Origin of the sequence: Brevundimonas sp. (genome assembly GCF_031412435.1) — a bacterium.
In the GTDB taxonomy this organism is placed as follows: domain Bacteria; phylum Pseudomonadota; class Alphaproteobacteria; order Caulobacterales; family Caulobacteraceae; genus Brevundimonas.
In genome coordinates this window covers 1-22176 of record NZ_JANODA010000036.1, presented here as the reverse complement: position 1 = coordinate 22176, position 22176 = coordinate 1, and the positions used below count along the sequence as shown (strand labels likewise).

Sequence of the window (22176 nt, the reverse complement as noted above, 5' to 3'; positions counted from 1 at the left end):
TTGGGTCCGATCAACCGAGCGAACGCGCGGTGTTGATGACGTTGATCTTGTCGAAGCGGGTCGAGGACGAGCCGTGGCTCACCGCCGACACCTGGCTGGGCTGGCCCTTGCCGTCGAAGAACGAACCGAACATGCGGTAGTCGCTCTCGTCGCAGATGGCCGAACAGGCGTTCCAGAACTCGGGCGTGCGCATCTGATAGGCGACGTCCTCGAGCGGCTGGGTGATCTCCCCGTTCTTGATCTCGTAGAACAGGGTGCCGCCGAACTGGGCGTTGTAGCGTTGCTGGTCGATCGAGAAAGAGCCGCGACCGAGGATGTAGATGCCGTTCTCGACGTTGGAGATCATGTCGTTCCGGGTCATCGGCGTCGTGCCCGGCTTCAGCGAGACATTGGCCATGCGCTGGAACTGGACCGCGGACCAGCTGTCGGCGTAGGAGCAGCCGTCCGAGGCGGTCTTGCCCAGGATGTGCACCTGGTCGCGGGTCGCCTGGTAATCGACCAGCTTGCCGTCCTTGACCAGATCCCACTGCTTCGTCTTGACGCCCTCGTCGTCATACTCGACCGCGCCAAGGCTTCCCGGCTGGGTCTTGTCGGCGAACAGGTTGACGATCTCGGAGCCGTACTGGAAGCGGCTCTCGCGCTTGTCGAGCGTGGCGAAGCTGGTGCCGGCGTAGTTGGCCTCATAGCCCAGCACGCGGTCCAGCTCGAGCGGGTGACCGACGGATTCGTGGATGGTCAGACCCAGGTGATCGGGGTCCAGAACCAGATCGTACTGGCCCGGCTCCACCGACTTGGCGGTCAGCTTCTCGCGCGCCTGGCGGGCGGCCGCGACCGCGTCCTCGCGCATGTCGTAGGACATGCCGTAGCTGATCACGGCGCCGTTGGCCGACTCGAGCTTGTCCCCGGCGCGGCCTTCCAGATACTCGTAGCCGAGGCCCATCGGAGCCGAGAGGCCCTGACGCGAGCGGAACTTGCCGGTCGTCTGGTCGATGACCGTGACCGACATCGGGGCCCAGATGCGGTGCACGTCCTGGTCGATGTAGGAGCCGTCCGAGCTGGCGAAATACTTTTGCTCGTTGACGAGGAAGAGCTGCGAGTTGACGAAGTTGGCGCCGGCTTCCATCGCCGCGGCGTTGACGCCCAGCAGCAGTTCGACCTTCTCGGCGATCGGCACTTCCATCGCGTTGCGGCGGATCGGGGTCTTCCAGCTGACTTCCCCGACGCCCGGCGTGGGCGCCAGCTGAACCGGCTGGGTCTGGTTCTTCGCATTGGCCTTGGCGATGGCGGTGGCCAGACGGGCGGCGCCGGCGACGGCTTCGGCCGTCATGTCATTGGTGGCTGCGAAGCCCCAGGCGCCGTCAGCGATGACGCGCACGCCCGTGCCGATCGACTCGGTGTTGACGATGTTCTGGACGTTGGCTTCGCGGGTGATCACGAACTGGCGCAGGTAGCGGCCGACGCGAACGTCGCAGTAGCTGGCTCCGGCAGCCGATGCGGCGCTCAGGCCGGCGTCGGCCAGGCGTTTCTTGACCGCGATGTCGATGGTCTCGACCAGCTGGGATTCCGCGATGGCGCGTCCGGCGAACCCGGGCAGCAGAAGCCCCCCCGCGCCGATGCCGCAAGCGGCGAGGAATGAACGTCTATCCAAGGCTTCTCTCCACCCGAATGGCCTGTCGCGGGGGCGTACAGGCGGTGTTGAGCGGGCATCGTACAGAGCCCCCTCGTCACGCGGGCCGCATCTTTGACAGGCGGATGACACAGGTCAAACGATCGGAGCCATTCCGGCTGATCATTACGAAATCTTCACGCCGACCCCAGTGCTGGCGGGCTTTCAGACCGCCGGGTCAAACGGCCGCAGCGGCGAGAGCGGGGCGAATTCGCCCTCCGTCCGCGCCATGCGCGCCTGAATCGCGGCCATGACATCGGCCGGGCTCCACAGCGAGCCCTGCATGACGGCGATCCATTCCAGCCCCTCGGCTACGGTGTGGTCGCGGGCGTGGTTGAGGGCGGCCTTGGATCCGGAGATCGCCAGCGGCGCCTTGGTCGCGATCCGTTTCGCCATGTCGAGCGCCGCCGTAACGACCGCCTCGGCGTCGGGCAGGACGCCGTTGATCAAGCCCAGCCGTTCGGCGCGATCGACCGTCAAGGTGGCGCCCGTATAGGCCAGTTCCCGCACCACGCCCTCGGGCATGAGCTTCGGCAGGCGTTGCAGGCTGCCGATATCGGCCATCATGCCGATGTTGATTTCCTCGATGCGGAAATAGGCGTCCGCGCTGGCCAGCCGGATGTCGCAGGCCGCGATCAGGTCGAGCCCGCCTCCGACGCAGGCGCCCTGGATGGCGGCGATGACGGGGAACCGCACCTTTTCCAGCGTGGTCAGGGTTTCCTGCAAGTCTCGGGCGGTCTGGTGGAAGGCCTGGCGGTCGCTGGCCTTGTCGGTGTTCAGGATCGCGCCGCCCGAGAAGACGGAGATGTCCATGCCGGCGCAGAAGTTCTTGCCGTCACCGGACAGGACCAGGGCGCGGACCTCGCCCGTTGCGTCGAGCGCCTTCAGCTCCGGCCCGAAGCGGCGCCAGAAATCCATGTCGAGGGCGTTGGAGGCCTCGGGCCGGGTCAGGCGCAGATGCGCGACCGGACCGTCGCGGGTGATCTCGAAGCTGGGCATGGGTTCAGGCGGCTTTCACGTCGGCGCGGCAGGTCATCAGCGGCTGGATCTTCTGGCCGAAGTCCTCGATGCCCTTCTCGAAGTCGTCGAAGGTCAGCAGGACCCCGCCGGTGCCCGGAACCTCACTCATCTCGTCCAGCATCCGCGCGACGCTTGCATAGGACCCGACCAGGGTGCCCATGTTGATGTTCACCGCCCCCTCGGGCGCGGCGAGCTGGCGGACGTTGGTCGTGGCGTTGACGGTGTCGGCGGCGCCCTGGTCCTTGAGCCAGCTGATCGCATCGACATCGACGCCGTCGTTGTAGAGCTTCCACTTGGCCATGGCCTCTTCGTCGGTGTCGGCGGCGATGACCATGACGAGGACGAACATCTTCACGTCGCGCCCGGTCTTTTTGGTCGCCGCGGCAAGGCGCTCGTTGTTGAAGGCGAAGGCCTTGGGCGTGTTCACCCCCTTGCCCAGGCAGAAGGCGTAGTCCGCCCACTGGGCCGAGAAGGCGAGGCCCTCGTCCGACGAGCCGGCGCAGATGATCTTCATGTCGGTCGACGGTTGGGGCCGGACCAGACAGTCGTCCATCGTGTAGTAGTCGCCCTTGAAATCGCTTCGCCCAGCTTGCCACAGCTCGCGCAGGATGCGGGCGTATTCGTCGAGCATCTGGTAGCGGTTGCGGAAATGCTCCTCGCCCGGCCACAGGCCCATCTGGGAGTATTCCGGCTTCTGCCAGCCGGTGATCAGGTTGAGGCCGAAGCGGCCGTGGCTGATCGAGTCGATCGTGTTGCACATCCGCGCGGCGAAGGCCGGCGGGATGACCAGGGTCGGGCAGGTCGCGTAGATCTTGATCTTCTCGGTGACGGCCGCGAGCCCGGCCATCAGGGTGAAGCTCTCGAGCCCGTACTCCCAGAACTCGGTCTTGCCGCCGAACCCGCGCAGCTTGATCATCGAGAGCAGGAAATCGAGACCATAGTGCTCGGCCCGCTGGGCGATGCGCTTGTTCAGATCGAACGACGGCATGTACTGCGGCGCGGTCTCGGAAATCAGCCAGCCGTTGTTGTTGATCGGTACGAAGACGCCGACTTCCATGATGATCGCCCCTCAGCCGTCGCCGTTCAGAAAGGCGACCAGACGCACATTGAACGCACCGGAAACCGTCGCCGTAAAGGCGTGACCGCCCCAGGGAACGACATCGAGCGTCGCGTTCGGCAAACCCTCGGCCAGACGGCGTGACAAGAGGGGTGGGACCAGCATGTCGTCGGCCGAGGCCGCGACCAGGACCGGATGCGGAATTTCGCCGAGCTTGTTGTCGATGTCGAAGGCAAGTAGCGCGCCGATCCGGGCCAGCATGACGTCGATGCGCGGGAAGGTCTGGATGTGGTGGCGCTCCTGCGTCTTCAGCAGGGCGTCGTTCTGGCTGATCCAGTCGGGCGGAAACAGGAACAGCGCCTGGGCCTCGACATAGGCGATCGGGCCGAAGGCTTCGAGCAGCCGGGTCCGGGCTGTGAAGCAGCGAGCGACATGCGGGTCAGGCCGCGACCAGCCGTTGACGACGACCAGCCGGTCGAGCCGCTCCGGATGGTCGAGGGCGAGTTGCAGCCCGGCGTTGCCGCCCGCCGCGTGACCGACGATGTGGGCCTTCGCCGTGCCCGTGGCGTCTAGGACCGCGACCATGTCTTCGGCCATCGCGGCGACGGAGTGGTCGGGCTTGAGCGATCGGTCGCTGCGGCCGGTGCCGCGATGGTCGTAGAGGATGACGCGGAAATGTCCGGTCAGAGCCTCCATCTGCGGCGACCAGAAGGCGGCCGAACCGCCGAGGCCGGCGGACAGCAGGACCGTCGCCGCGCCCGCAGGCCCCTCGTGGACCTCGTGCCAGAGGCCGTCGGCGACGCCTGTCGTCACCGCTTGCCGATGTGGGCGATGGTGGCGATCTCGACGAGGAAGTCGGGGCGGACGAGGCCGCACTGGATGCAGAACCGGGCCGGCTTGTCGCCCGGGAAATACTCCGCATAGACCTTGTTCAGCGCGGCGTAGTGCGACCAGTCCGACAGGAAGATGTGGTTCATGGTCACGTCGTCCATGGTCCCGCCGGCGGTCTCGATCACCGACTTGATGGTCTCCAGCACGATGCGCGTCTGGCCCTCGGCGTCGCCGACGCAGGCGACGTTGTTGTCCTTGTCGAAGGCCAGGGTGCCGGAGACATAGACCACCCCGTCGGCCAGGGCGCCGGGCGAGAAGGGGGCGATCGGCGTCCGGGTTCCGGGCGGGGTGATGACGGTCTTGGGCATTCAGGCCTCCTGTGTATCTGGCGCGATCTGACCGACGACGCCCTTGAAGTCGGCGACGCTTGAGACCCAGCCGAAGAATGTTTCGATATTGTAGATCGCGGCCTGCTGGACGAACTCCGGCCCGGCCTGATGGGTGGCGTCCTCCAGCACGATCCCGAAATATTCGAGGAAGAAACCGTCCCGGAGCGTGGATTCCACGCAGACGTTCGTCGCGATGCCGACGAAGACCAGGTTGCGGATGCCGCGCGAGCGCAGGACGCTGTCGAGCTGGGAGTTGAAGAAGCCGGAATAGCGCGTCTTGTGCAGCTGGATGTCGCCGGGCCGGGGCTTCAGCGCATCGACCAGTTCGTAGTCCCAGGTGCCGCGCGCCAGCAGGGTCCCCGCAAGTTCGGGGCGGGCGCGCATGGTCTTGAGCGCATTGGACTTATGGAAGTTGGGGCTGCCGGGCCCGCCCGCCTCGACATAGTCGGGGTCCCAGCCATTCTGGAAATAGATGACCTGGACGCCGGCGCGCCGCGCGACCTCAAGAACGCCTTTGGTGTTCTCGATGACCCTGGCCGCCCCGGAGATGTCGAAGCCCGCGAGATCGAGATAGCCGCCAGGAGAGGCGTAGGCGTTCTGCATGTCGATGACGATGACCGCGGTCTTGGTCGGGTCGATCTCAAGGGGCTCGGGCCGGCAGGGCAGGGTGATCGTCGTGGCCATGCGGGACCATGACACATGCTGGCGCGCCGCCAAGTCCCCGGACGCTTCATGGGACTCCAAAAATAGACTCGACAGAGTCGACAGAGTCGCGCCGCTCGTGGCGTTGAAGGCAACGGACTTGTCAAAGACCCAGACGGCAGATGGAGGCGCTGCGGGGAAGACGCAAGGTGAGATCAGAATAAATTCTTATCTCATGGCTACGGCGTCGGGCAGACGTCGCTGGTCGAGGTGACCAGTCGCAGGTCTTCGATCGACACTTCCAAACCGGTCGGGGCGGTGATCTGGAACTGGGACAGGCGCCCCGGTTCGGCGCCCTGGAAGCAGCGCAGCGGAACGGCGGTCGTGGTCCAGTCTGAAACTGCGGGCAGGCCGACGGCGCCCGGGCCGACGGCGACCCGGATCGGGGCGTCGGCGCGGTAACGGATCGACACGGCCAGTGCGGGGTCGCTTGGGGTCGGCGGACCGCCGATGACGGCCATGGAGCCGTCGGCTGTGAAGCGGAAGCGACGGGCGGACTCCTGGGCGGCGCCATCTATGGGCGCCATGGCGACGCCGCCCGAGGGGCTGGCGGCTGCGCCCGGGCTTTCGACGCGGTGGTTGCCCGAGGCGTCGCGCAGGGTCACCGACCACGGCGCGACGAACCGGCCAGAAGCGAAGAACCGGGGCAGGGGCGTGGCGTCGTCGGGCAGGCCTTCGTCCTCGCTGAGCGTCGGCGTCGCGGCGGGTCGCGCATAGGTCAGGCCGTAGCCGAAGGCGAACTGCGGGTCGTAGCCGGGCGCGCCGACATTCTGGGGCGCCTGGGCGGCGCTGCGGGGCCAGGAGAAGCTCAGGGTTCCGGTGAAGTCGTGGCGGGGTTCGCCGTCGGCGCCGGCGACCAGCACGTCGGCGACGCCGTCACCCTCGCTGCCCGGCAGCCAGGCGGCGACGAAGGCGTCGGCGGCGTTGATCTCGGGGTTGGTCCACAACGGACGGCCGGACAGGAAGACGGCGACGGTCGGCACGCCCTGCGCCTTCAGCCGACGCAGGGTCTCCAGCGGCCCGGTCGGGGCGAAATCGAGCGTGTCCTGATCGCCGTAGTATTCGGCGTAGGGCGTCTCGCCGAAGACGACGATGGCGACGTCGGGTCTGGTCTCCCAGGCGCCGTCGGGAGACAGGGTGGCCTCGCCGCCCGCCCCGGAGACGGCGTCGCGCAGGCCGGCCCAGATCGAGGTCCCGCCGGGGAAATCGGTGTTGGTGTTGCCGACGCCCTGCCAGCCGATGGTCCAGCCGCCGGCCGCCCGACCGATGTCGTCGGCGGCCTCGCCCACGACCAGCACCCGCGCGCCGGGGCGGATGGGCAGGGCGTCGCTCTCGTTCTTCAACAGGACCAGGGACTGGCGCACGGCCTGACGGGCCAGCGCCCGGTGATCGGCCGAGCCGATGACCTCGAACCGGCCCTCGATCGGATCGGCCGGGTCGAACACGCCCGCTGCGATCTTGACGCGCAGGATGCGGGCGACCGCCTCGTCCAGCCGCGCCGCCGAAATCTCGCCCGACCGCGCCTGGGCCAAGGTGTTGTCGTAGAGCGCTTTCCAGACGCTGGGGGCCATGAACATGTCGAGCCCGGCGTTGATCGCGTCGGGGCAGCTGTCGGACCGGCAGCCGGGCAGGGCGGCATGGGCGTCCCAGTCGCCGACCAGCAGGCCGTCGAACCCGAGCGGCCCCCGCAGGACCTCGGTCAGCAGCGACCGGTTACCCGTGTGCTTGGCGCCGTTCCAGCTGGAGAAGGAGACCATGACCGACAGGACGCCCGCGTTGATGGCCTCGCGGTAGCCGGACAGATGGACGTCGATCAGCTCCTGTTCGGATATGGCCGCATCGCCCCGGTCGCGGCCGTCGGTCGTGCCGCCGTCGGCGAGAAAATGCTTGGCCGATCCCATGACGCGGCTGCTGGCAAGCCCGGCGCCGTCGCGCAGCCCGCCTTGCAAGCCATGGACGAGGGCGGCGGCGTAGTCGCGGGGAATGCGAGGCTCTTCGGAGAAGCCTTCGTAGGTCCGGCCCCAGCGGTCGTCGCGCGGCACGGCCAGGGTCGGGGCGAAGGTCCAGTCGACGCCGGTCGCGGCGACTTCCTCGGCCGTGGCGCGGGCGATGGCCTCGACCAGGGCCGGGTCGCGGGCGGCGCCCAGGCCGATGTTGTGGGGGAAGATGGTCGCCCCGACGATGTTGGCGTGGCCGTGGACGGCGTCGACCCCGAACAGCAGGGGCACGCGCGCGCCCGGCCGTTCGGCGGCTGCGACCCGGAAGGCGCGCGACAGGTCGAGCCAGGCCTGGGGCCCCGACCGCTCGTCGCCGTTCGGGGAGGAACTGCCGCCCGCGAGGATCGAACCGATGGGGTAGGCGGCGAGGTCCTCGGGCCTGATCGAACCGATGTCGGCCTGGATCAGCTGACCGACCTTCTCCTCGATGGTCATCGACGCGAGCAGGTCACGGACGCGGGCCTCGGTCGCGGGACCGGTCAGGGCGGCCGGGCTCTGCGACGTCGGCCAGTGGGCCGCCGAATCCTGGGCCACGGCGGGCGCGGCGAGGAGGGCGAGGGCGGCGACGCTGGTCGCGAGAAGAGGCCGGCCTACCAATTGAACATGGTCCCGTCTTCGAGGCGGTTCACCGGCAGATAGGCCCGGCGATAGGGGTGGGTGGCGGCCAGCGCCTCGTCGATGTCCACACCCAGGCCCGGCGCATCGCCCGGATGCAGCATGCCGTCCTGGAAGCCGTATTCGTGCGGGAAGACGGCGTCGGTCTCCGGCGTGTGGCGCATGTATTCCTGCAGGCCGAAGTTCGGGATCGATATTCCGAAATGCAGGGCCGCCGCCATGGTCACCGGCGACAGGTCGGTTGCGCCGTGGCAGCCGGTCCGGACGTGGTGCAGGTCGGCGAAGGCCGCGATCCGTCTCAGGTGGGTGATGCCGCCCGCGTGGACCACGGTCGCCCGCACGAAGTCGATCAGCCCCTCCTCGATCAGGGTCTTGCAGTCCCAGATGGAGGAGAAGATCTCCCCGACGGCCAGAGGCGTCGTGGTGTGCTGGCGGATGGTGCGGAAGGCGGCCTGGTTCTCGGCCGGGACCGCGTCTTCCAGCCAGAAGGGACGGAAGGGCTCCAGATCCTTGCCCAGCCGCCCCGCCTCGATCGGCGTCAGCCGGTGATGCACGTCGTGCAGCAGGTGGACGTCCCAGCCCAGCGCCTCGCGCGCGGCGGCGAACAGTTCCGGCACCGTCTTCATATAGCGCTCGGTCGACCAGACGGTCTCGGTGGGGAGATCAGCGTCGGCGGGCTCGTAGAACATCTTGTCGCGCGACACCCCGTAGGTGCTCTTGAGGCCCGGCACCCCCGACTGCAGCCGGATCGCGCGATAGCCGAGGTCGCGATAGCGAAGGGCCTCGGCCACGGTCTCCTCGATGCTGGACCCGTTGGCGTGGCCATAGACGGTGACCCCGTCGCGACAGGCGCCGCCCAGCAGCTGGTACAGCGGCAGGCCCGCGATCTTCGCCTTGATATCCCACAGGGCGACGTCGACGGCGGCGATGGCCGTCATCCCGACCGGCCCGCCGCGCCAGTAGGCGCCGCGATAGAGGAACTGCCACATGTCCTCGATCCGGTGCGCGTCCTTGCCGATCAGCAGGGGAACGATGTGCTCTTCCAGATAGGCGACAACGGCCATCTCGCGCCCGTTCAGGGTCGCGTCGCCCAACCCATAGGTCCCGTCGGCCGTGGTGATCTTCAGGGTGACGAAGTTGCGGCCCGGGCAGGTCATAATGACGCGGGCATCGGTGATCGTCGCTGTCGCGCGGGCGGGGCGTTGCGGCATCGAGGGGACGGCGGCGAGGGATCGGTCGATCATCGGGCACTCAAAGAACAGGGATCAGTCCGGTCGCACTGGTCTGACCCGGACAAGGACATTACAACGAAAGCGGCATGACCACATCGACCGCAGACACCCGCAAACTCTATCAACAGGTCGCTAGCTCGGTTGCGGCCGGGATCGCATCCGGGCGCTATACCGTGGGTGCGCGCCTGCCGTCCGAACGGGACCTGGCCGAGGAGTTCGGCGTCAGCCGCCCGACGGTGCGCGAGGCCATGATCGCGCTGGAGATCCGGGGCCTGGTCGAGGCGCGTCCGGGCTCCGGCATCTATGTGACCGAGGTTCAGGCCACGGGTCCGGCGCCTGAGCTGGACATCGGCGCCTTCGAACTGACCGAGGCGCGGCGTCTGTTCGAAGGGGAGGCCTGCGCCCTGGCGGCCAGCGCCATCACTGACGAGGAACTGGCCGAGCTGGAAGTCGTCCTGGCCCAGATGGTCGGGGAGAACACCCTGGCCACGCCGATCGGCGAGCAGGCGGACCGGCGTTTCCACACCCTGATCGCCCAGGCGACCCGCAACTCCGCCATCGTGATGGTCGTCGAGAACCTGTGGGACCTGCGCTACCGCTCGCCCCTGTGCGCCGCCATGCTGGCCAAGGCGCGTCAGGTCGGGGTGCGCCCTCTGATCGAGGATCACCGCGAGATACTGGACGCCCTGGCCCGGCGCGACCCGAAGGCGGCGCGCGCGGCGATGCACAGCCATCTGGGACGGGTGATCGAAGGCCTGCTGACGGCGACCGAGATGGACGCCCTGGCGCGCACCCGTTCGGACGTCGAGGCGCGACGCCAGGAACTGGCCCGCCGCTCGGCGATCTGATCGCTCAGGGCGCATAGGGCGGCAGTCTCAGGTTCAGGTCGAGTTCGGCGTTCCGCTCGCGATAGAGGGCCGCATCCGCAGCCAGATCGGCGTCGTTCCACGCCCAGGCTCCGCGCTGGAAGACCTCGTACAGGCCCGTCGTTTCGGTCTTGTCGAGTTCGGGCCAGGGCCATTCGGTCTCGCGCCCCGCCCAGCCGGCCATGAATCGCGTCGCACTTCGCAAGGATCGCCCGTCGGCGCTCTGCCAGTTCCACAGGTCGACGCCGACGCAACTGCCGAGCTGGGCCAGGTCGAAGGCGGCCGTCAGGGTCCAGGTCGAATAGTGCAGCGAGCGGGTGCGGGTCAGCTCTAGCGGCAGGCTGCCGTCCGGCGCCACCTGGGGAGCGATACGCGCCTGCTTGAAGCGTTCGGCCACCGTCTGCGCGACCTCGTCCATGCCGGCGTAAAGGGCGAACTCCGAGATCAGCATGTCGTAGTAGACGCCGTGATTGTTGGTTGCGGCTTTCTCCTCGCGCCCGATCGGACTGGTCGCCATCCATTCGACCAGGGCGGCGAACCAGTCCCGTAGCGCCGCGCGCTCCGCGTCGGTCAGGGCCGGCGACGCATCCAGCAGACCCAGGGACTCGACCACCCGGACCAGACGGGTGGCGTCAATCACCCCTTCGGCGCGGCCGGACACGCGGCCGGGCACGGCCTGGCCGTGATTGAAGTTGGGGTTCATCCGGGTCTCGGGCGCGAGGAACCAGGTCTTGATGAAGGCGGCGGCCTGGGCCCCGTAGCGTTCGTCGCCGGTGAAGTAGTACGCCAGCGACAGGGCCTGGACGTCCTGGCTCATGGCCTCCAGGTCGGACAGATCGAAGGCGTTGGTGGCGCGCTCCGGATTGAACTGACCGTCGCGCCGGACATAGGGCAGGCCGTCCGGCCGGGCGGGGTCCGGCCACCAGTAGGGGCCCATGCTCATATAGTCGTGCCTGTCGCCGCTGGCGGGCATCTGCGTCTTGTCGACGACGGTGTAGGGGCCGCGCGTCAGGGCGCCGTCGGCGCGGGCCAGCATCGCGACGCGCGCGGGCTGCAGTGTCGGGTCGGTCGCGAGTCTCGCCTTGACCGTCTCCAGCCAGTCGGGTCGCCACAGGAAGGTGCGCCGGCCGTCGAAGGCCGAGGCGTAACCCATCGACCCCTCGCAGACCGGCGTCCCGGAGTCTGCGGCGGCCGAAGCGGCCGGCATGGAAGCGGTCAGGAGGGCGAGGACGCCGGATGCGAGCAGATGTCTGGGCATGATGATGAAGGGTCCAGGAGGGGACGGCTCGTCGCGGCGCGGGGCCACGACGAGCCTACGCATCAGAAGCGGAAGCGGACGCCCGCATAGTATTGCGGACCGCTCTCGCTGACCTCGGTGATGGCGTCTTCGCCCGGCTTGTACATTACGTCACGTTCGTCGAGCACGTTCAGCGCCTGCACCTTCAGCTGGACGTTTTCGGTCAGGTCGTACTGGGCCGACAGATTGAGATAACCCGCCGCGGCCACGCTTCGGTTGGTTCCGCTGTTCGGCTTGGAATACGAGGAGCGGTACCGGTAGGAGGCCCGCAGCTGCAGCCGGTCGCCCTCCCAGTAGATGGAGCCGTTGGCGTTGTGTCTCGACAGGCCCCGCAGGTTGGCCGGATCGACATAGGGCGCCGCCGCCGACGGATCGGGGAATTCGAAATCGGCTTCGGCATAGTTGTAGCCGCCGGTGACGCCGATGCCGTCGAACGGAGCCGGCAACTGGCTGAAGACATAGCTTCCGGTCACCTCCAGGCCGAACAGATGCCGGGTTTCGGCGTCGTTGGCGGGGGCCACGGCATTGAACGAAACCAGCTGCCCGTTCGCGATGATGGAGGTGGTGAAGGGCTGCACCGCGTCGAAGGCGGCGTTCTTGATCCATTTGTAGTAGGTCGCGAACGCGAAGATGGTGTCGGCGTTGAGGTAGAACTCCAGCGATGCATCCAGGTTGGTCGCCTCGAGCGGCTTCAGCTGGGGATTGCCGGTCTGGGAGTTGGCCAGCACGCCCTGGACGGTTGTGGCGTCCGCATCGACGATCGGGGTGATGCCGACGTTGAACTCCTCGATCCCGACCCGGGCGATGGAACGCGAGGCGCCGAAGCGCAGCCGGGTCGTTTCGCTCAGGTCGAAGTTCACGTTCAGGCTGGGCAGCCAGTAGTCGTACTCGCCCTCCCCGGTGATTTCGCTGATGGTCCCGGGCACGACCGTCAAGGTCGCCGCCGCCCCGCCCGTGGACGGGACGACCAGGACCTGGGAGCGATAGCCGCGCGCATCGACCTGGGTGGACACGTAACGGAGACCGGCATTGCCGCTGACGGGTATGCCGTTCCATTCGGTGCGGAAGCTGGCGACGCCATAGAGGGCCGCGATCGATTCGGTGACGTCGGTGTCTTCCGGTCCACGGGAATCCGCCAGCAGGGGATTGCTGTCCCGGCCGGTGTAGGCGCGGAACAGGCAGTCATTATTGAAGAGAGCCCAGGACCGGATGTTGGTGTCGGCGCCGCCCATGAAGTCGTCGCTCTGGAACGGGGTGCGGCAATCGACATTGGCGCGCGCCGTGATCTGCGCGGCGGTCAGACCGTCTCGCGCGATCGGGATGGCGACATCGCTGTTGTTGTTCGCGTCGTTGGTGCGGGTGTGTTCCGAATAGCGAGCGCCGAACGCGATGCGCTCGAAGAGCCCTTCTCCCAGATCGTAGGTTGCGTCGACACGCGCCGCCGCGATCGCATCTTCCCGGTCCGTGGTCAGGCGATAGCGGGCGTAGTTGGTGTTCGAAGCCGGCGTCGCGACCAGGAAGTTGGCGGGGTCGTTGATGTCGAAGCCGACGAACTCGATGCTCGGTACTTCGTCGCGGGTGGCGTCCAGCGTGTAGGCCACCCGCCGACCCGACCGCATGTTGGTCGCCTTCTGCAGCTCGGTACGGTGCGACTGGGAGTAGGACAGGTCCGCATTCACGATCAGCCGATCGCCGGTCCAGCGGGCCGCCAGGCCGCCTCCGATGTATTCCTCCTCACGAAGACGGTCCTCCAGCTGGACCTCGATATTGGAGTTGCCCGAATAGCGGATCAGCGCGCCGTCGCTGTAGCCATTGCCCTGACCGCCGATGATGTCCGGCCGGATGCCCCGCGCGGCCTCGGTGATCGCCAGCATGTTGCGGCTCTCGAGGCTCTCGCGGTTCGAATACTGGGCGTCCAGGACGAAATCGAGCCGGTCATTGGGACGCCACTGGAACGCTCCGATCAGACCGTCGCGGATCTCGCTGGTCGACTTCTGCTGGAAGGCCCGGTTCGTGGTGGCGAAATAGAGTGGGGTCTCGGTCGTTCCGGCCTGGTTGGCGGTGCTCAGGTTCGGGCGCAGGGCGCAGTTGAAACTGGTTCCGGCCGCGGTCTGCTGCGCGGCCGTGCCGGTGATCAGGCCGGGGTTGTTGGCGGCGGTCGAGCAGGGGATGAAGGATGAGTTCGTGATGTAATAATCTTCAGGCGCCGCCTGGTCCTGGCGTTGATAGCCGATGCTCAGGCCGAAATCCCCCAGCCCGGTGTCTTCCCACCGCTCGGTCACCGAGATGTTGGCGCGGTAACCCAGGCCGTCCCGGCCCTCGATGGCCGCGTCCTTGGGCAGGAAGACCGACCGCCATTCGGCCTGCAGGCGGGGCGTGGCTTCCAGCGGGCGAATGGAGCGCAGATCGATGACCCCGGCGATGCCGCCGTCCAGAAACTCGGCGGATTGGGTCTTGTAGACCAGGACGCCGTTGACGAGCTCGGACGGGAACTGCTGGAAGGCGACCGAGCGGTCGGGACCGGCGGTCGAGACCTCGCGGCCGTTGAAGGTCGAGAAGGAGAGGGTCGGGCCCAGGCCCCGGACGGAAAGTTCGTTGGCGTTGCCCTTGAACCGGTCGGCGGTGACGCCCGTGATCCGCTCCAGCGTGTCGCCGACGGAGTTGTCGGGCAGGGAGCCGATCTCGTCGTTGACGATGGCGTCGACGATCGTGGCAGTCTCGCGCTTTACGGCGATGGAGTTGCGCTGCGTCGCGCGGATGCCGGTGACGACGATCTCGTCGACCGAGGACTCCTGATCCTGCGGCGCGGGCGGCGTGTCGGACTCAGTCCCGGACGTGCTTTGGGCGAAGGCGGTCGTCGCCATCGCCATCGCGGCGACGGACGACATAAGCAGGACGCGGCCCGCGAGGAGCGATAGTGTGGTCATGTTGGTTTCCCCTCTAGGACGTTTCGTCGCGCACCCGTTTCCCGGATGACCTTGCGAAGAGGCTAGACCAGATATGACACCGGTGGCAAGATTGGTCTGGCCAAAATTTCACGGATCAACCGCGATGGGGCTTTGGGAGATGAAAATGTTCGGATTGAAACAGGCGCTCGTCATCGCGCAGGCGACGGTGCTTCTGGTCATCGCAGGCTGCGCTCACGCTACGCCGGCTCCAGCGGATACGGCGGTCGTCCAGCAGGCGCGGCGCGTCGCGGACTGGCAGCTCGCGCACATGGGCTCGTTCGACTACGTCTCGACGTTCCGGGACCACACGGAGGATCCCATCGACTGGATCCAGGCGACCTTCTGGGCCGGCCTGACCGACCTCGCCGACCTGACAGGCGATGTCCGCTACGCCGACGCGGTGATCGCACACGGGGAAGCGGCGGGCTGGGCGTTCGGAGATCGGCCGCGGCACGCTGACGCGGACGCCATCGGTCACACATGGGTCTGGGCCGCGTCGAAGGTCGATGGCGAGGCGCGGGTGCGGCGACTCGAACCGATCCGCGCCCGCTTCGACGCCGTGCTCGCGGCCCCCAGCGACGTGTCGATGATCTTCGGCGAGGAGCGTGGCGAGCGTGCCTGCCAGGTCCGCTGGTGCTGGAGCGACGCTGTCTTCATGGCCCCGCCGGTCTGGGCGTCCCTGTCCGGGGCGACGGGCGAACCAGCCTACTGGCGCCATGCCGACCGCGAACTGCAGGCGACCATCGCGGCCCTCTACGATGCCGACGACCACCTTTTCTATCGCGACAGCCGCTTCATCGGCCGCACCGGGCCGACCGGCAAGAAGGTGTTCTGGAGCCGGGGCAACGGCTGGTCCTACGCGGGCCTCGCCAAGATTCTCGAGGTGCTGCCGGCCGACGACCCGTCGCGCGCCCGCTATGTGGACCTGTTCCGCGAGATGTCCGAACGCATCCGCGGCCTGCAGGGCGCCGAAGGCTACTGGCCGGTCTCCCTGCTCGATCCGGGCGGCCCGCCAGAGACGAGCGGCACGGCCTTCTTCGTCTACGGCATGGCCTGGGGCGTGAACAACGGCGTGCTGGACAAGGCGACCTACGGCCCCGCGATCCGGACCGGCTGGGCCGCCCTCGACCGCGCGGTCCAGCCCCACGGCCGGCTCGGCTGGGTGCAGCAGGTCGGCTATGCGCCGGATCAGGTCGCGGCGACCGACACCCAGCTGTACGGCGTCGGCGCCCTGCTGATGGCCGCATCCGAAGTCGCCCTGCGTGGGGACTGGTAAGGCCAGTTGACGTGCTGGTCAGGCCAACATACCGTCACCTTCTGCTCTCCTAAGGCAGACGCCTTCTCGGGGGGCGGCCGCTGGCCGTCCCCCTTTTTTATTCGCGAGTTCCCAATGCGTCGTGTTTCCGCCCTGGCCGCGCTCATCCTCGGCGCCTCGGCCCTTCCCGGCGCAGCCTCCGCCCAGGAAAGGGGCGCGATCTATCTCGCCCCGCCGCCAATGAACCAGACGGTCCAGGGCCGGGTCCGCCCGCAGATCGAGGCCCTGCTGGAAACCTTGGCGGCCGAGGGCCGCGACTTCACGCTGGACGGCGTTGAGGTGTTCGAGGCCCAGGACAGGTTCCTGCCCGGCAAGATCGCCAGCGGCATGTCGCACGTCCTGGTCGCCACATCGCGCGACGACCCCGCCTTCGCCGAGCGGCTGGCGGCCTTCCGCCGCCTGTCCGAGCTGACGCTGGAGGACACGAACGACAGCTGGGGCATCTACTATTATATTTCGGCCCTGCACGCGCTTGAGAGCGCAGGCCTGCTGGACGAGGCGGTCAGCCCCGAAATCCTGGGGCGGCTGCGCGAGCGGCTGGACTGGCGCGCCTTCGTGCGCGAGCCCGAACTGACCCTGATCAACCTGCCCAACAACTACTACGGCGTGGCGTTCAGCATCGCCCGGCTGCGCTTCCTGCTGGGGTGGGAGGACGCCTCCGCCTCCGAGGCGCTGCTGGCGAAGACGCTCCAGCATTTCCGCGACTATTCCGGCGAATACGGCTTCGCCGACGAGACCTCGGGCGAGGGTCGGTTCGACCGCTATTCGGTCCTGCTGATCGGCGAGATCGCCCAGCGCTTCATCGAGACGGGCGTCGAGCCGCCGCCGGAGGTCCGCACCTGGCTGCGCAAGTCGGTCGACCTGATGCTGCCGCGCCTGAACCTGCGCGGCGAGGGGTTCGAATACGGGCGCAGCATCGGCGTCTATGGCGAGACGGCCTTCCTCGAAGTCCTGACCGCCGCCGCCGCGCTCGACGTCCTGACCGATGAGGAGCAGGCCATGGCCTATGCCTTCTCGTCGCGGGTCGCGGTCCGCTATGTCGATTTCTGGCAGGATAGCGGGACCGGTTCGGTCAACCTGTGGGATCACGGGCGCAAGACCGACGCCTATCGCGGCAAGCACCGGATCCTGGGCGAGAACCTCAGCCTGGCGCACCAGTTGATCTACACCAACGCGATCTGGAACCGGCTGGGTCTGACGGACGCGACCCCGGACGCCGGGTTCGAGGCCTGGCTGGACCGCCGCCCGAGGTCGAGAACGACCTGGTTCGCGCGGGGCGACCATGACCGGGTGCTGGTGACTTATCGCGACGGCGACCGGGTCATCGGCCTGCCGCTGATCAACGGCGGTCCGACCCAGCATATGAACACTCCCTACTTCCCGATCCCCTTCTCGCCCGGCGTGCTGTCCGGCGCGGCGGACGAAACCTTCCCCCAGCTGGCGCCCCGGCTGACTCTGGCGGACGGATCGACGCTGATGCCGCTGTCGTACTTCAAGAATGTCGTCGTCGATGAGGACGGAGCCCGAACGACGGTCTCGTACCGCCAGGACGAACTGGATCGGATGGGGGAGGAGGCGCCCCGACCGGATAAGCGCGCACAGATCGAGACCCGTTACGTCCTCGAACCCGGCGCCGTCACCCGCCACGACGACATCGTCCTTGACGGCGACGCCGTGGTCGATCTGGAGTTCCCCGTCTTCTCGCGCGGCGCCACGGTCGACGGCTCCGTCATCCGCTTCGCCCAGGGCGAGGTGGCCTCGTTCGAGGCGACCGGCATGACCTGCGCTCCGACCGGGGATTTCGACGCCGCCACCTACGCCAGCCCGGTCGGCGCGTTCCGGACCGTGATCCGCTGTCGGGCAGAGATCGAAGACCGCGCCAGCCTGTCGTGGCGTATCGGCTTCGCGCCCTGAACCCTATTCGGCGGGAGACGCCAGTCCCATCCGGACCAGGGCCGACAGGCTGTTCGCCTGCATCTTGCTCATGACCTTGGCGCGGAAAATCTCGACGGTGCGCGGGCTGATGGCCAGTTCAGTGGCGATCTCCTTGTTGGAGCGCCCTTCGACCAGGGCCCGGAACACCTGGTGTTCGCGTGGGCTCAACTGGGCGATCCGGTCGGCGAGCTCCTGCCGGCTTTGGCGCTCGCCCTCCTGTTTCGACAGATGGCCCAGACAGCCGCGCACCGCTTCCAGAAGGCGATAGGGATCGAACGGCTTCTCGATGAAGTCGACGACGCCGGACTTCATCATCTGAACGGCCATCGACACGTCGGCGTGGCCGGTGATCACGATGATCGGCCAGGCCTCGCCTTTAAGTCCCCTGAGGCGGCGAACGACTTCGGCGCCGTCCATGTCGGGCATGCGCACATCGGTGATCACGCAGGCTGACTCCACTTCCGGCAGGTTGGCCAGGAGATCAGCGCCGGTCGCGAAGGCGCGAGCGCGGATGCCCTCGCTGCGAAGAAGGATGACCAGGGCGTCGCGTACGGCGTCGTCATCCTCGGCGATCAGGACCGCGATCGTATTCATGCGTCCACCAGTTCCCGCTCGCGCATCAGACAGAACGAGAAGGCGGCCCCGCCAAACGGGCTGGCCTCGACCTTCAGTACGCCACCATGACTCTCGATGATGGTCCGGGTCACGGAAAGACCCAGGCCCATGCCGCCGGACTTTGTGCTCATAAGGGGGCGGAAGATAGTTTCCATATCGGCTGTCGCAATGCCCGCGCCATTGTCTTCGACGCGCACCTCATAACATTCCGCCGAGATCGCCCGGCCGGACACGATGACGCGGGGGTTCGGCCGCCCTTCGAGGGCCTCGACGGCGTTGCGCACCAGGTTGACCATGGCCTGCTGGAACTGGATCCGCTCGGCCCAGACCCTGTCGTCCTCCTCGTCGATCAGGAATTCGATCGTCGCACCGCCCGTGCGTCCGATCATCTCGAGCACGCCTTGAAGGTCGTCGATCATCTTGCCGGTGCGCTCGACATCCAGCCCTCGGGTTTCATGAGCCAGAAGCTCGCGCATCCGCCGGATGATTTCGCCGGCGCGCAGCAACTGGGCCTTGGCCATGTCGACGGTCCGGCCCGCGCTATCCGCCACCGGTCCCGCGCGCTTCATGTCGGTCTGGGCGGCATGCAGATAGGTGGCGGCCGCGCTGAGCGGCTGGTTCAGTTCATGCGAGAGTGAGGCCGCCATCTCCCCCAGTGAGTTCAGGCGCCAGACGCGGTTCAACTGGGCGTGGAGTTCCCGGGCCTGGGCGTCTGCAGTATGGGACGCGGTCAGGTCGGTCAGCGTCAGAATGGCGTAGTCGGGATCGCCCTCATCCCCGTTGATGCCCAGCTGGATACTGAGATGCAGCCGCTGGCCGTCGCCCCGGCGCGCGACCCACGACCCTGACGCCGCCGCGCCCGTGCCGCGGGGGGCGAAAGTCTCAACATCGAAATCCTCGACGAACAGGTTGAACGGTTCGCCGATCGCGAGCGCGCCCGGCGCGGCCAGCAAGGCCGAGGCGGACGGCGTCAGCGAACGGATGACGCCCCGCCGATCCAGCATTACGACCGGAACGGACACCAGAATGGTCTGGAGCATGTGGTCGCCCCGGGCGAGCCGCCGTGACAGTTCGCGGGCATGGCGGAGGGAGGCGCGCAGCCGCCCGAATCCCTCGGAAATCAACCAGGCTACAGCCGCGAACAACAGTGCGTTGGCGATCGTGTCCGTCAGGCTTTCCCGGGAGACCAGGGTCACATTCGCCGCGATCGCCAGGACGATGGCGAAGGCCGTTTCGCGCCGCCCGGCCAGCAGGGCCACGACCATGACGGCGGGCACCATGGGCAGATAGTAGAAGGCGCCGAACCCTTCCAGAGCGGCCCCGATGCCGATGCAGGCCAGCACGGCGACGATCGCGAGGGTATAGCCGGCCCACGGCGCGCAAAGCAGCTGCGCCGTCCTGGTCTGGATGAACGCGAATGCGTTCTCTCGCGACATGATGCCGCCTCAATCAACCTGGGGCGAAGTCGAGCCCTGTCCGATTCTTCTGTGTCGATTCGAGGCGGCGATCCGCAGTTATCAGCGTCAACCTAGGAAGTTAAATTTCATCAGAAGATGAATAACCCGTCTGCGTGGGTGGCGAGGTCCGGCCCGGATCGCCGGCCGTCCGGGGTGTAAGTATTCCTACCTAGACAAAAATTCATCAATAATACGCTGCCGCTGGCCATCCTTGGAACATCATCCAAGGAGCCGCCTTCATGTTCTCTCTTGTTCGGAGCCGCCTGCGTCGGACCGATTTCGCCACGGTCGCTGTGACTGTCGGCGGTCTGTTCGCCATGGCCGTCCCCGACACCGCCTCCGCCCAGGACATCAACTGGACCGTCGGCGTCGCCAGCGAATACATGGGCAAGGGCGCAGGCAAGAGCAACGGCGAGATCGCGCCGTATGGTTCGGTCGAAGTCAGCACCGGCCAAGTCTACGCGAGCGTCTTCGCCTCGACGGCGGAAATCTCCTCGGGCGCCGACGCCGAGACCATCACGACCCTCGGCTGGCGGCCGAGCGTCGGCGACGTCAAGCTCGATCTCGCCATCCTGAACCGCGACCTGCCCGGCACCCGCGCCGGTGTCGACAGCAACTATTTCGAATACCAGGCGGACGCGACGCGCGCCTTCGGTCGCGTCAGCACCCGTCTGCGCGTCAACTATACGCCTGACGGCTTCGCCGCGACCCGGGAAGCCTGGTGGATCGAACTGCAGGGTTCGACCGCGCTGGACTCCAGGACCAAGGCCAGTGTCGCTCTCGCAGATCGTTCCGCCGATGGCGGGGCGGAGTATGTGGCCTGGAATGCAGGCGTGAAGCGCAAGCTGACCGACCAGGTCTCTCTGGACCTCCGCTGGTACGACACCGACGCCCATGACCTCGGTGAACCTTACGAGGGCCGTCTGGTCGCCTCGCTCAGCCTCGCCCTCTGAATATCCCGCCGACCTCCACCTCCGGTACGTCAAGGAAATCCGCCGTGTTCTTTACCAACCTCCCGATCGGCAAAAAGCTCGTTATCGCTTTCGCCGCCGTCCTTCTGGCCATCGGCGCCATGGGCGCCACGATCTTCTTGAACCTTCAGGCCCTGTCCAAGGCCGGTGAGGCGCGAAGCACCACCAACGCCCTCGTGCGCGACACGGCGGAACTTGAGTTCAAGATGGCGCGTCAGGAGAACAGCTATCGCGGCTTCCTGATTTCCGGTGACCGGTACTATCTGGAGCGGCTGGATTCCCACCGCGCCGACTTCAAGGAAGGACTCGAGGCTCTGCGCCGGGACGGCGGTGCTGAAGCCGACCGTTTGGCCGATGTGATCGAGGAAGGCGCTGACGCCTGGTACGATAACGTCATAACTGTCGGCGTCGCGCTGGCCGCCAACCCGGCGACCCGCGCCCAGGCCGTCGCCATGGTCGGCCGGGACGGTGTGGCGGATAACTTCACCAATGTCGTCGAGGAGGCTCTGGACACCCTGAACACCCAGAACCTTGCTGCGCTTCAGGCCACGAAAGAAGCCCAGACCAAAGCCACCCAGACGGCGCTGATCGCCCTGATCGTCGGTCTCGTCGCCGCCCTGTTGATCTCATGCGGTGCGGCCTTCATCCTGACCCGCGGCATCGTCGGGCCGACCAATCTGATGATCGGCCACATGCGTCGCCTCCTGGGCGGCGACACGGGCTTCGAAGTGCCCTGCGTGGTGCGCAAGGACGAGTTCGGCGAGATGGCTCGCGCCGTCGTCGCCTGGCGCGACGGCCTGATCGAGAAGGTCCGTCTGGAAGCCGAGGGCGCCGCCCTGCGCGGTCAGTCGGACGAGGAGCGCGCCCGCAACCAGCGCGCCGCCGACGCCGCCGCTCGCGAACAGCAGGCAATCGTCTCGGCACTGGGTGAAGGCCTTGATCACCTGACGCGAGGAGACCTGACGTTCAGCATCAGCCAGTCCTTCCCCGAGGACTATGCGAAGCTGAAGGACGACTTCAACGCGGCCATCCGCCAGCTGAAGGACGTCATGTCGGTGGTGGCCGGCAACGTCTCGGCCATCCGCTCGGGCGCCGGCGAGATCGCCCAGGCCTCTGACGACCTGTCGCGCCGGACCGAACAGCAGGCCGCCACGCTGGAAGAGACGGCGGCTGCGCTGGACGAGATCACCGCCACGGTCAAACGCACGGCTGAAGGCGCCGAGCGCGCCGGCACTGTCGTCGTGGGGGCCAAGGCCGCCGCCG

Annotated in this window: 17 protein-coding genes; 5 read left to right on the top strand and 12 right to left on the bottom strand. The window is 67.4% G+C overall.

Annotation, left to right across the window (positions count from 1 at the left end):
• Positions 1–10: 10 nt before the first annotated feature.
• From RMO01_RS06555 to manD, 8 genes are all read right to left on the bottom strand, one after another.
• Entirely contained in the window at positions 11–1648 is a 1638-nt protein-coding gene (locus RMO01_RS06555; RefSeq protein ID WP_309628240.1) for a TldD/PmbA family protein, read from the bottom strand.
• 183 nt (positions 1649–1831) lie between these two features.
• The gene (locus RMO01_RS06550; protein WP_309628239.1) at positions 1832–2665 is read right to left on the bottom strand and encodes an enoyl-CoA hydratase-related protein; all 834 of its coding nucleotides are present in this window, start codon (positions 2663–2665) and stop codon (positions 1832–1834) included.
• A gap of 4 nt (positions 2666–2669) precedes the next feature.
• Positions 2670–3743, bottom strand: a complete 1074-nt coding sequence (gene rutA, locus RMO01_RS06545; RefSeq protein ID WP_309628238.1) for a pyrimidine utilization protein A — start codon at positions 3741–3743, stop codon at positions 2670–2672.
• 12 nt (positions 3744–3755) lie between these two features.
• Positions 3756–4556, bottom strand: a complete 801-nt coding sequence (gene rutD / locus RMO01_RS06540; protein WP_309628237.1) for a pyrimidine utilization protein D — start codon at positions 4554–4556, stop codon at positions 3756–3758.
• Positions 4553–4942 (bottom strand): pyrimidine utilization protein C, encoded by a 390-nt coding sequence (gene rutC / locus RMO01_RS06535; RefSeq protein WP_309628236.1) that lies wholly within the window; start codon positions 4940–4942, stop codon positions 4553–4555. The genes rutD and rutC overlap by 4 nt, the downstream gene beginning before the upstream one ends.
• A complete protein-coding gene (gene rutB / locus RMO01_RS06530) occupies positions 4943–5647 on the bottom strand; it encodes a pyrimidine utilization protein B (protein ID WP_309628235.1) in 705 nt (234 codons plus the stop codon).
• 197 nt (positions 5648–5844) lie between these two features.
• Complete coding sequence (locus tag RMO01_RS06525; protein ID WP_309628234.1) at positions 5845–8259, bottom strand: glycoside hydrolase family 3 N-terminal domain-containing protein; 2415 nt, start codon at positions 8257–8259, stop codon at positions 5845–5847.
• On the bottom strand, positions 8253–9488 hold the full coding sequence (gene manD, locus RMO01_RS06520) for a D-mannonate dehydratase ManD (protein ID WP_309628288.1): 1236 nt from the start codon (positions 9486–9488) through the stop codon (positions 8253–8255). The genes RMO01_RS06525 and manD overlap by 7 nt, the downstream gene beginning before the upstream one ends.
• 107 nt (positions 9489–9595) lie before the next feature.
• Here manD and RMO01_RS06515 point away from each other — a divergent pair, with 107 nt between their 5' ends.
• Positions 9596–10357 carry a FadR/GntR family transcriptional regulator gene (locus tag RMO01_RS06515; protein WP_309628233.1) on the top strand — a complete coding sequence of 254 codons (762 nt, stop codon included), beginning with the start codon at positions 9596–9598 and terminating at the stop codon, positions 10355–10357.
• 4 nt (positions 10358–10361) lie between these two features.
• Here RMO01_RS06515 and RMO01_RS06510 read toward each other — a convergent pair whose 3' ends face one another.
• Both RMO01_RS06510 and RMO01_RS06505 read right to left on the bottom strand, forming a co-directional pair.
• Positions 10362–11633 (bottom strand): alginate lyase family protein, encoded by a 1272-nt coding sequence (locus RMO01_RS06510; protein WP_309628232.1) that lies wholly within the window; start codon positions 11631–11633, stop codon positions 10362–10364.
• 62 nt (positions 11634–11695) lie between these two features.
• Positions 11696–14599 (bottom strand): TonB-dependent receptor, encoded by a 2904-nt coding sequence (locus tag RMO01_RS06505; protein ID WP_309628231.1) that lies wholly within the window; start codon positions 14597–14599, stop codon positions 11696–11698.
• Between the two features lie 145 nt (positions 14600–14744).
• Between RMO01_RS06505 and RMO01_RS06500 the strand changes: the two genes are divergently transcribed.
• Both RMO01_RS06500 and RMO01_RS06495 read left to right on the top strand, forming a co-directional pair.
• Positions 14745–15896: a glycoside hydrolase family 88 protein gene (locus RMO01_RS06500; protein ID WP_309628230.1), complete on the top strand. Its 1152-nt coding sequence runs from the start codon at positions 14745–14747 to the stop codon at positions 15894–15896.
• 114 nt (positions 15897–16010) lie between these two features.
• Positions 16011–17849: a hypothetical protein gene (locus RMO01_RS06495; RefSeq protein WP_309628229.1), complete on the top strand. Its 1839-nt coding sequence runs from the start codon at positions 16011–16013 to the stop codon at positions 17847–17849.
• A 3-nt stretch (positions 17850–17852) separates the two neighbouring features.
• Here the strand turns inward: RMO01_RS06495 and RMO01_RS06490 are convergent, their stop codons facing one another.
• Both RMO01_RS06490 and RMO01_RS06485 read right to left on the bottom strand, forming a co-directional pair.
• On the bottom strand, positions 17853–18464 hold the full coding sequence (locus RMO01_RS06490; RefSeq protein ID WP_309628228.1) for a response regulator: 612 nt from the start codon (positions 18462–18464) through the stop codon (positions 17853–17855).
• Positions 18461–19921, bottom strand: coding sequence for an ATP-binding protein (locus tag RMO01_RS06485; protein WP_309628227.1), 1461 nt, complete (start codon positions 19919–19921; stop codon positions 18461–18463). Before RMO01_RS06485 ends, RMO01_RS06490 begins: the two co-directional genes overlap by 4 nt.
• Positions 19922–20181: 260 nt before the next feature.
• On the opposite strand from RMO01_RS06485, the gene RMO01_RS06480 reads away from it, so the two are divergent.
• Positions 20182–20895, top strand: coding sequence for a TorF family putative porin (locus RMO01_RS06480; RefSeq protein ID WP_309628226.1), 714 nt, complete (start codon positions 20182–20184; stop codon positions 20893–20895).
• 44 nt (positions 20896–20939) lie between these two features.
• Positions 20940–22176: CHASE3 domain-containing protein (locus tag RMO01_RS06475; protein WP_309628225.1), on the top strand; the 1237-nt coding region annotated here is incomplete at its 3' end.